Origin of the sequence: Pseudoalteromonas sp. S3260 (assembly GCF_005886925.1) — a bacterium.
GTDB classification, from domain to species: Bacteria; Pseudomonadota; Gammaproteobacteria; order Enterobacterales; family Alteromonadaceae; genus Pseudoalteromonas; species Pseudoalteromonas tetraodonis.
Genome location: NZ_PNCV01000095.1, coordinates 1 through 8,383 on the forward strand (window position 1 = coordinate 1; position 8,383 = coordinate 8,383).

General features: G+C 41.4%; 4 protein-coding genes. 1 reads left to right on the top strand and 3 read right to left on the bottom strand.

Annotated features, from left to right (window positions below; translation table 11 throughout):
* Window positions 1-166 precede the first annotated feature (166 nt).
* From CWC14_RS15005 to CWC14_RS15015, 3 genes are all read right to left on the bottom strand, one after another.
* Window positions 167-1,582 (bottom strand): glutamate synthase small subunit GltD family protein, encoded by a 1,416-nt coding sequence (locus CWC14_RS15005; protein WP_096038520.1) that lies wholly within the window; start codon window positions 1,580-1,582, stop codon window positions 167-169.
* Between the two features lie 9 nt (window positions 1,583-1,591).
* On the bottom strand, window positions 1,592-6,049 hold the full coding sequence (gene gltB, locus CWC14_RS15010; RefSeq protein WP_138563650.1) for a glutamate synthase large subunit: 4,458 nt from the start codon (window positions 6,047-6,049) through the stop codon (window positions 1,592-1,594).
* 971 nt (window positions 6,050-7,020) lie between these two features.
* On the bottom strand, window positions 7,021-7,359 hold the full coding sequence (locus CWC14_RS15015) for a Grx4 family monothiol glutaredoxin (RefSeq protein ID WP_008113155.1): 339 nt from the start codon (window positions 7,357-7,359) through the stop codon (window positions 7,021-7,023).
* 264 nt (window positions 7,360-7,623) lie between these two features.
* Here CWC14_RS15015 and CWC14_RS15020 point away from each other — a divergent pair, with 264 nt between their 5' ends.
* Window positions 7,624-8,205 (top strand): superoxide dismutase, encoded by a 582-nt coding sequence (locus CWC14_RS15020; protein WP_010388603.1) that lies wholly within the window; start codon window positions 7,624-7,626, stop codon window positions 8,203-8,205.
* Window positions 8,206-8,383: the final 178 nt, after the last annotated feature.

Genomic DNA, 8,383 nt, shown 5'->3' on the forward strand with positions numbered 1-8,383 from the left:
AACCAGATCTCAGGTTAAATAGCTAGGTCAAAACCTACGTCCCTTTTTGTAGACCTTAAACACCGACTATGGAACCATAAATATTTACTTTTGTTTGTAAAACTGAAAAAATAAAAAAAGCAAACCCGAAGGTTTGCTTTTGACTCCATTCTAACAAAAGCATTATTTACACTTTTAAATAATCCATAATGCCTTCTGCAGCGTTACGCCCCTCAAATATAGCGGTGACCACTAAGTCTGAACCACGAACAATATCGCCACCAGCAAATATTTTAGGATTAGTGGTTTGATGTGTAAATTCACCTTGCTCGGGTGCATTAATACCACCCCAGTGGTTAATTTCTACGTCGTACTGCTCTAACCAATCCATTTTATGTGGCTTAAAACCAAATGCCATAATCACTTGTGTGGCTTCAATAATATGCTCTGAACCTGGTACTTCCTCAGCGCGACGGCGGCCGTTTTCATCTGCCTCGCCAAGCTGAGTTTTTACCATTTTAACACCGGCTACAGCACCTTTTTCATCAAGTACAATCCCTTTAGGCTGAACGTTATAAGTAAAAATGACGCCCTCTTCTTTGGCATTTTTTACTTCGCGTTTTGAACCAGGCATGTTCTCTTCATCACGACGATAAGCACACGTTACTTTTAACGCGTTATGACGAATAGAGGTACGCACACAGTCCATTGCTGTATCACCACCACCTAGTACCACTACTTTTTGGTTTGCCATATCAATGCAGGCTTGTTTAGACTCATCGTAACCCATAACACGATTAGTGTTACCAATTAAGAATGGCAGGGCATCATGCACCCCCGGTGCATCTTCGTTCTCAAGCCCCGCTCGCATACTTTGATAAGTCCCCACTCCCAAAAATACAGCGTCATACTCATTAAGAATTTCATCCATGCTAATGTCTTTACCTACTTCGACATTAAGCTTGAATTCAACACCCATTTCGGTAAATATTTCGCGACGTTTTTGCATGACTTCTTTTTCTAATTTAAAAGAAGGAATACCAAAGGTTAACAGCCCACCAATTTCAGGGTGACGGTCAAATACCACAGGCTTTACGCCATTACGCACTAAGATATCTGCACAGCCTAGGCCCGCAGGCCCTGCGCCAATAATGGCAACTTTTTTATCAGTCCATGTCACATAGGACATGTCTGGTTTCCAGCCCATTTTAAACGCGGTGTCGGTGATGTATTTTTCAATATTACCGATTGTTACTGCACCAAACTCTTCATCTAATGTACATGAGCCTTCGCATAAGCGGTCTTGCGGGCATACTCGTCCACACACTTCTGGCAAACTGTTAGTACGGTGCGATAGCTCAGCGGCCTCTAAAATACGCCCTGTACGGATCAGTTTTAACCATTGTGGAATATAATTATGTACTGGACATTTCCACTCACAATAAGGGTTACCACAATCAAGGCAACGATCCGCTTGTGAATTAACCTGATTTTCTGAAAAGGGTTCATAAATTTCTACGAACGATTTTTTACGCGACGAGATTGGTTTTTTGCGTGGATCTACACGCTGCACGTCTATAAATTGATATACATTTTCGCTCATACTGCCCCCTTATTGCGCCTGAACACGTAGTTCGGCGCTACTGCGAGCGCGGTGCCCGAGTAAACTTTTTACGTCACTTGATTTAGGTTTTACTAATTTGAACATCGGTAAATAAAGTTCAAAGTTAGCTAAAATAGTTTCTGCTCTGCATGAGCCTGTTAGCTCTAAATGATCAGCAATTAAGCCGCGTAAATGCTCTTGATGTGAACTTAAGTCATCTAAAGTAACCACTTCAACCAACTCTGGGTTAATGCGTTTCTCAAAATCACCTCGTTCATCTAAAATGTAAGCGAAACCACCGGTCATACCTGCACCAAAGTTCACTCCTACATTACCAAGTACACACACAACGCCACCGGTCATGTATTCACAACCGTTATCACCTACGCCCTCAACAACAGCTTGCACGCCTGAGTTACGTACAGCAAAACGCTCGCCTGCACATCCTGCTGCAAACAATTTACCGCCGGTTGCACCATATAAACAGGTATTGCCAATAATTGTTGCTTTATGACTTTCAAATGACGAACCCAGTGGTGGGCGAACGACTAGCTTACCGCCCGCCATCCCTTTACCAACGTAATCGTTGGCATCGCCAACTAAAGTCATTTCAAGGCCGCCAGCATTCCATACCCCGAATGACTGGCCAGCTGTACCATGAAGTTCAATCACCACTGGATCTGCTGCCATACCTTGATTACCGTGCTTATCAGCAATATAACCAGAAAGCATTGCGCCTACTGATCTGTCGGTATTACAAATACGACTTACTAATGAAATGCCGCTTGAATTATCAATTGCCTCTTTTGCCTTGCCTAGCAAGCTCTCATTTAACTCACCTAAATAGTGCGAGCTATTTGGTGCACTGCAAAACAGTGTTTCACCCGTTGGGTTGTTCGGCTGAGCGATAACCGCTGATAAATCTATTTTTTGCTGCTTGGCTGTTTTGCCTTCAATGGCTTCGAGTAAATCTAAGCGACCAATCAAATCGGTTAGGTTTGCAACACCTAAACTTGCCATAATTTCACGCGCTTCTTGAGCTATAAACTTAAAGTAGTTCATCGCCATTTCTGGTAAGCCGTGATAATGCTTTTGACGTAATGTTTCGTCTTGTGTTGCCACACCTGTCGCACAGTTATTTAAGTGACAGATCCGTAAGTATTTACAGCCTAATGCAACCATAGGCCCTGTACCAAAGCCAAAACTTTCGGCGCCTAAAATGGCCGCTTTGATGATATCAAGGCCCGTTTTTAAACCACCATCTGTTTGCAGGCGAATACGATGGCGAAGGCCATTTTCTACCAATGCTTGCTGTGTTTCAGCAAGTCCCAACTCCCATGGGCTGCCAGCGTATTTAACCGAGGTTAATGGACTTGCACCCGTTCCGCCGTCATAGCCTGAAATGGTAATTAAGTCGGCATACGCTTTTGCTACACCGGTTGCAATTGTGCCAACACCCGGTTCAGATACCAGTTTTACTGAAATCAATGCATTCGGGTTTACTTGTTTTAAGTCAAAAATAAGCTGGGCTAAATCTTCGATAGAATAAATATCGTGATGCGGCGGAGGTGAAATAAGAGTCACACCCGGTACCGAGTAACGAAGCTTGGCAATATAGGGAGTGACTTTTTCACCCGGTAATTGTCCGCCTTCCCCAGGTTTAGCGCCTTGTGCCACTTTTATTTGAATAACATCAGCGCTACGTAAGTAATGTGGGGTGACACCAAATCGACCCGAAGCTACTTGTTTAATACGTGAATTTTTTTCTGTACCGTAACGCAGCTTATCTTCGCCACCTTCACCAGAATTTGAGCAGCCACCTAAACGATTCATGGCAATTGCGAGTGCTTCATGCGCTTCTGGCGATAATGCACCAATACTCATGGCGGCTGAGTCAAACCGTTTATAAAGCTCAGTGGCAGGCTCTACCTCATCAATACTTATCCCCTTTTCTGGCAGTTTTAAAGCCAACATATCACGCAGAGTCGCGACTGGACGGTGATTTACTAGCTTTGCGTATTCGCTGTAATCACTGTACTCGCCGCTACGTACTGCTTTTTGTAACGTTTGAATCACATCAGGGTTGTAAGCATGGTACTCACCGCCGTGTACGTACTTAAATAAACCACCATGGCTTAATAATTTACGTTTACTAAGCGCCAGTTTATGCAAGCTTTGCTGATCGTCATCAAAGTCGCTAAAACACGCCCCTTTAATACGACTCGCCACGCCTTTAAAGCACATCTCAACAATAGCGTCCGATAGACCAACCGCTTCAAACAACATTGAACAACGATATGAAGCCACGGTACTAATGCCCATTTTAGACATGATTTTGTACAAGCCTTTATTAATTGCTTGACGATAAGCCAGTGTAACTTCGCAGTAAGATTTATTAATTACCTTAGTATCGCTCATAGCCACAAGTGACTCGTACGCTAAATACGGGTAAATTGCGGTTGCACCAAATCCAAGTAATACCGCAAATTGATGCGCATCGCGAACGCTGCCAGTTTCAATAATAATATTTGACTCACAGCGTAAGTTATTATCTACCAAGCGTTTCTGTACCGCACCCACCGCCATAGCAGCAGGAATAGGTAATTGATTGTCATCAAAGTTACGATCCGTTAATACCAGCATAATGCAGCCAGATGCGGCTTTTGCTTGTGCTTCATCACAGATGCGCTTAATCGCATTCTCAAGGCCTTCTTCTACGGTGTAAGTAATATCAATCTTACAATAGCTGTAGTGCGCTTCATCGGCGTTAAGTAGCTGCTGCATATCAGCGTACATTAAAATAGGCGTATCAAATTGCAGGCGTTTAGCGTGCCCTGTTGTTTCATTAAATACGTTTTGCTCACTGCCAATACACGTTGCAAGCGACATTACATGGTTTTCACGTAACGGATCAATTGGCGGATTAGTAACCTGAGCAAACTTTTGACGGAAATAATCATAAAGTGAACGGTGCCCTTCACTCAGTACGGCAAACGGCGTATCGTCACCCATTGAGCCAGTGGCTTCTTGCCCATTTTCACCCATGACACGAATGACGCTGTCTAGCTCTTCGTTAGTATAGCCAAACATCTTTTGGTATTTGACAAGGGTTTCATCATCAAATGAGCGATTGCCCGCATCTTGCTCGGTAAGTGCTTCAAAAGGCGTTAATCGTTTAACGTTTTCTTCTAACCACGACTTATAAGGGTGGCGTGATTTTAAATCTTGGTCAATTTCATCTGAATGCCAAATTTTACCCAATTTAGTATCAATAACGAGGAGTTCGCCCGGGCCAACACGTCCTTTTTCTACCACCTCATCAGCGGTGTAATCCCATATCCCCACTTCAGAGGCTAAAGTAATAAAGCCATCTTGAGTAATGATATAACGCGCTGGACGCAGGCCATTACGGTCTAAGTTACAGGCAGCAAAACGCCCATCCGACATAACAATCCCTGCAGGGCCGTCCCACGGTTCCATATGCATCGAATTAAAATCATAGAATGCACGTAAGTCGTCATCCATAGCACGGTTTTTTTGCCATGCTGGCGGCACTAGCATGCGCATCGCACGGAATAAATCCATACCACCAGCTAAAAACAGCTCTAGCATATTATCGAGGCTAGATGAGTCAGACCCTGTTTCATTAACAAACGGCGCTGCGCTTTGTAAATCAGGAATAAGCGGCGAAGCAAATTTATAAGAGCGTGCACGGGCCCACTGACGGTTACCTTCAATAGTATTAATTTCACCATTGTGCGCTAAATAACGAAATGGTTGCGCTAAAGGCCAGCGAGGCTGTGTGTTTGTAGAGAAGCGTTGATGAAAAACACAAATAGCACTGGTCATGCGAATATCAGCAAGATCGAGATAAAAATTTGGCAAGTCAGCAGGCATCATTAAGCCTTTATAGATGGTGACTAGCCCAGATAAGCTCGCAATATAAAATGATTCATCATCCATCAAGCGCTTTTCTGCACGACGACGTGCAACATATAAACGTCGCTCTAAATCTTTAGAACGCCAACCTTCTGGCGCACTAATAAAAATTTGTTCAAACCCAGGCAATTGCTTTAGGGCTATAGGTCCTAACATTGATGGATCGGTAGGGACAACACGCCAACCTAAAATATTAAGCGTTTCTTTTTCTAGTTCTTCGCTTAAAACATCTTTAGCTGCTTGTGCTAATACCGGATCAGCATTGAGGAAAATCATCCCAACGGCGTAATTTTTACCTAAATGCCAATTATTTTCAGCAGCAATAGCACGAAAGAAGCTGTCTGGTTTTTGAAGTAACAAGCCACAACCATCACCCGTTTTACCATCAGCAGATATACCGCCGCGGTGCTGCATGCGATCTAAACCGGTGATCGCCGTACGGATGAGTCGGTGACTCGCTTGGTTATTAACTTGGGCTATTAAGCCAAAGCCACAATTATCTTTTTCTAGTTTTGAGTCATATAACATGGACCCCTCCCCTTGCTGCACTGTTAACGTGGATGAACGGCTCGACGATTTGCTAACAGACGATCAAAATTAGCGTTATTCCTAACCTGAGTCAATATCTTTCTGAATATATATTCATTATATTGAATATATTTCAACTTCATTAAAAATCATAAAATAATGCTAAATATTAACATTTGAGTAGATATTGGATCGAAAACTTTAATGACACCGGTGTTACTTTTAAGAACTTGTAAATAAAACCTCCCCCACAATAGGCAGTTTACGTAAACGTAAACCATACAAATAATGAATAATTATTCATGGCCGTATTTTATTCTTTATTAACTTGCTGATATTTACCTTTTACAAGCAAATTAATTAATAGTTTTTTACAGTGGTTTAAATTAATGCATATATTATTTAATAGTTACCATTATTTGCTTTCATATTATGCATCTACTGACGTTTTATCTACCTTACCTATAGGTAAACTTTGTTTGGCCACCTAAGCAAAAACAGTGACTGCTATGAACAAAGTCATTAAATATAAAGCACTTTAAAATCAACATACTAAAAGTTGACATCTCACTCGACTGCGTAAAAATAGGCTCACTTTTGAGTAAGCTAGCACTGTTTACGAGTGAATTATTTTTAATTTTATCAACTATGGCCTGCGCATATGGCTTACTTTGAATAAGTATTAACGCCAAGGAACGGTGATGAAAAAAGATGCCTGTGCACAAAATAATTAAGTTAATAAGCAAAAACGATAAGAAAAGCTTAATACTGTTCATTACTTTTACAGCTTTTAATGGCAGCAAATTGTTTGAGGTGGGTATTATATCGACAGGTTATTGGATCGGCTGAGAATTAAATCCCCATCATAGGAAAATCAGCCTATACCATTGTGAAATCGGCAGGTTCAGTGCTATTTAAGCTTACGCTAGACATAAAAAAGCTGCAAATTGCAGCTTTTTTTACCTAAACGCTTATTCAGCGTCTGCAGGTTTATGCTTTGCAGCTGTTTCAGTGATCAGTGGTTGTAATTCACCACGTTGAAACATTTCAATGATAATGTCACAGCCACCAATTAACTCGCCTTCAACCCAAAGTTGCGGGAAGGTAGGCCAGTTAGCGTAAGCAGGAAGCTCTGCACGAATGTCTGGATTAAGTAAAATATCCACATATGCAAACGGTTCACCGCACGACATTAATGCTTGTGATGCTTGTGAAGAAAAACCACAATTAGGCAGTTTTGGTGATCCTTTCATGTATAAGATGATTGGGTTTTCAGCAATTTGCTGTTTAATTTTATCGATGGTTTCCATTTACAACCTCAAAATGACGATAGCGAACACATTAGGCCTTGAAAAAGTTTCACTGTGGCCTCAGATATATAGATTAACATAGGCAATTAAAGCCTCAATCTTAAATAGCTTTAGCAAGAGCATTGCTGTTTGCTAAAACTTGAGTAAAATACTCAACAATTATAGTAACACTATATTCCTGTTTGGTATAGATAAGTGCCCTGTTTGCGCAGGCATTACGTATTACTAAATAGACTATCAACCAAAAGAAGATGGAGATAAAAAATGGCATTTGAACTACCGTCACTACCGTATGCAATTGATGCACTTGAGCCACATATTTCACAAGAAACGCTAGAGTTTCACCATGGTAAACACCACAACACTTATGTGACTAAACTTAACGGTTTAATCCCAGGCACTGAGTTTGAAGGTAAATCACTAGAAGAGATCGTATGTTCTTCAGAAGGCGGTGTATTTAACAACGCTGCTCAAATCTGGAACCACACTTTCTACTGGAACAGCCTATCTCCAAATGGCGGTGGCGCTCCAACAGGTGCAATTGCTGATGCAATTAACGCTAAATGGGGCTCATTTGACGCATTTAAAGACGCGTTAAACGACAAAGCAGTAAATAACTTTGGTTCAAGCTGGACGTGGTTAGTTAAACTGGCTGATGGTTCACTAGACATCGTTAATACATCTAACGCTGCTACACCACTAACAGATGCAGGTGTTACTCCAATACTAACAGTGGATTTATGGGAACACGCATACTACATTGATTACCGTAACGTGCGTCCAGATTACCTTAAAGGTTTCTGGTCACTCGTTAACTGGGAATTCGCGAACGCTAACTTCGCATAATTAGTTTAATACTAGTTTTAAAAAGACGCTTAGGCGTCTTTTTTTATGCCTACAATTTGCATTAATTGCGTTTATACGTAGGTTGTTTTATAAAAGCGCATCTTGATCATTTTTCATATAAATTTTTAATTTTATTGCACAAAAAATGAAATTCGTGACTAACCTGAGCTGCACATAA